This window comes from Intrasporangium sp. (assembly GCF_051961875.1).
Classification (GTDB): Bacteria; Actinomycetota; Actinomycetes; order Actinomycetales; family Dermatophilaceae; genus Intrasporangium_A.
The window spans coordinates 1-2352 of record NZ_JBQCCV010000216.1; the positions used below are offsets into that span (position 1 = coordinate 1).

Below are 2352 nucleotides of genomic sequence, written 5' to 3' on the forward strand. Positions count from 1 at the left end.
GGGCCGCCTCGACGTCCGGCTCGACCGTGTCGAGCACCGGGTTCGCGGCGAGGACTTCCTGCCAGGCGGCCAGGTCGAGCAGCGACTCGGTCGCGCCGCCCGGCCCCGGGTAGCACGCGGTGAGATCGGTCGCCGTGGCACTTGTGGTGCCTTGCAGGAAGAACGCCACGTCGACGGGCACCTCGAGCGCCTCCCAGACCGCGGTGGTGAGGTCGACGTCGGTGACGGACCGGACCCGCTCGGGCAGCCCGCGGTAGCGGCCCCCGCCGGCGCCGCGTCCGGTGAAGAGCAGGTAGCAGGCCCGGCACGTGCACAGCAGCCGACGTGCCTCGATGTCGGCCACGTGCCCGTGCCGCGCGTCGAGCTCGGCGCTGCACATCTCGCAGACCTCGCGGGCCCCGGCCGGTCCCGCCTCCGGCACGGAGGTGCCCGGCTGCGCCAGCCGGCGCAGCCTGCGGATCGGGTCGGCCGGTGTGGTCGTCACGACGACGGGGCGCCTTCTCGCGTGGCGGCCCGCGGCTGCAGGCCCGGGCGCAGCCCGATCTGCAGGACCGGCTGGCGCCGCTCCGCAGCGACATCGACCGAGACGATCTCCGGGGCCGCGGCGAGCACGGCGGCCTCCACCGCACCGGTGACGGTGGCAGCGGTGGAAGCGCACCCGCTCGCGACGAACGCGAACCTCGCGACTCCGGCCTCGTCGACACCGAGGTAGTCGACATCGTCGGCCACCGCGCCGAGCTGCCCACGCAGACCGGACAGGGCGCCTCGGATGCGCCGGTCGACGTCGTCCGGGTGCAGGTCGTGCAGGAGCAGCAGACCGCTGACGAGCTCGTCGTCGGCCAGCGCCCGCAGCGCGCCGTGCGCCTCGGCCAGCTCGGCGATGCGCGCCAGCCCAGCGGCATACAGCTCCATCAAGGTGCTGACGAGCGCTTCCGCGCGCGCCTGCGCCACAGGGTCACCGGCCGCCTCGAACTCGTCGAGCAGGCGCTGGATGCGCAACGAGATGCCTTGCAGGTCAACGTCGTTCATGGTCGGCCTCCTCGGTCAGTACGGGCGGACCGCCATCCCGGGCGAGTGGACCTGCTTCGTCACCCCGCCTCCGCCGGTGAACATGTGGACGCCACACGGCAGGCACGGGTCGAAGCTGCGGACCGCTCGCATGATGTCGATGCCCTTGAACGACTCGGGCGGGTTCTCCTCGAAGATCGGCGTGTTCTGGACGGCGTCCTCGTAGGGGCCGGGCGTGCCGTAGACGTCCCGCACGCTGCCGTTCCACGGTGTCGGCGGGTAGGGGTGGTAGTTCGCGATCTTGCCGTCCCTGATGACGAGGTGGTGCGACAGGACGCCACGGACGGCCTCAGTGAAGCCGACCCCGATGGCCTCCTCGGGGACGTCGAACGGCGTCCACGTGTCGAGGCGCCCGGCGTGGACCTCCTCGAGGCCCTTGTTCACGAAGTGGAGGGCCATGGCCGCCGTGTAGGCCTGGAAGTAGGTGCGGGCGCGGTTGCGCTCGATCGCGTTGCTCCACTGCGGGATTCGCCACTCGAAGTGGGCCTCGGGCTTGAGGGCGGTCTTCGGCAAGGTGATCTTGACGCTGTTCCCCGTCGCCTCCACGAGGTCCGTCTTGACGAGACCGGAGAGCGCCGTCGACCACAGCCGGGCGATCGGGCCGCCACCGGTGTCGAGCGCGAGGTGGTCGGTGCCATCGAACCAGCGGGGCGACATCGTCCAGCTGTAGGCGCTGGCGAAGTCACGTTTGGCCGGCCGCGGCAGGGTGTGCTGGTTCCAGGGGTGGCGGACGTCGACGGGGTTGCCGAGCGGGTCCTGGGTCACGAAGACCTCGTGGCCGTCGTCCGCCCAGTCGTCGTAGTAGGAGTGGCCGAGCAGGATCCGGATCCCGAGGTTGATGTCGACGAGGTTGTTGGTCACGAGCCGGCCGTCGACGATGATCCCCGGGGTCACGAACATGGCGTGACCCCAGTCGTTCATCCGCTGGTAGGTGAAGTCGCACACCTCCGGGTCGTTGAGGCTGCCCCAGCAGCCGAGCAGGATCCGGCGCTCGCCGACGTGCTCGTAGCCTGGTAGCGCCTCGTAGAAGAAGTCGAAGAGGTCGTCGTGCAGCGGCACGACCTTCTTCATGAACTCGACGTAGCGCATGAGGCGGGTCAGGTACTCGGTGAAGAGCTGGACGCTCGGGACGGTGCCGACGCCGCCCGGGTAGAGCGTCGACGGGTGGACGTGCCGGCCCTCCATGAGGCAGAACATCTCCCGGGTCATCCGGCTGACCTGCAGCGCCTCCCGGTAGAACTCGCCCTCGAGCGGGTTGAGCGAGCGCATGATGTCGCCGATGGT

3 protein-coding genes are annotated in these 2352 nt (G+C 70.6%); all 3 read right to left on the minus strand.

Going from position 1 to position 2352, the window contains the following annotated elements; all coding sequences use genetic code 11:
* Positions 1 to 484, minus strand: a 484-nt coding sequence (locus tag ACTHJJ_RS12840; RefSeq protein WP_440303327.1) for a DUF5947 family protein, incomplete at its 3' end; no start/stop codon positions are given.
* On the minus strand, positions 481 to 1029 hold the full coding sequence (locus ACTHJJ_RS12845; RefSeq protein ID WP_440303328.1) for a hypothetical protein: 549 nt from the start codon (positions 1027 to 1029) through the stop codon (positions 481 to 483). The genes ACTHJJ_RS12840 and ACTHJJ_RS12845, both read right to left, overlap by 4 nt.
* A 15-nt stretch (positions 1030 to 1044) precedes the next feature.
* Positions 1045 to 2352, minus strand: a 1308-nt coding sequence (locus ACTHJJ_RS12850; protein ID WP_440303329.1) for a nickel-dependent hydrogenase large subunit, incomplete at its 5' end; no start/stop codon positions are given.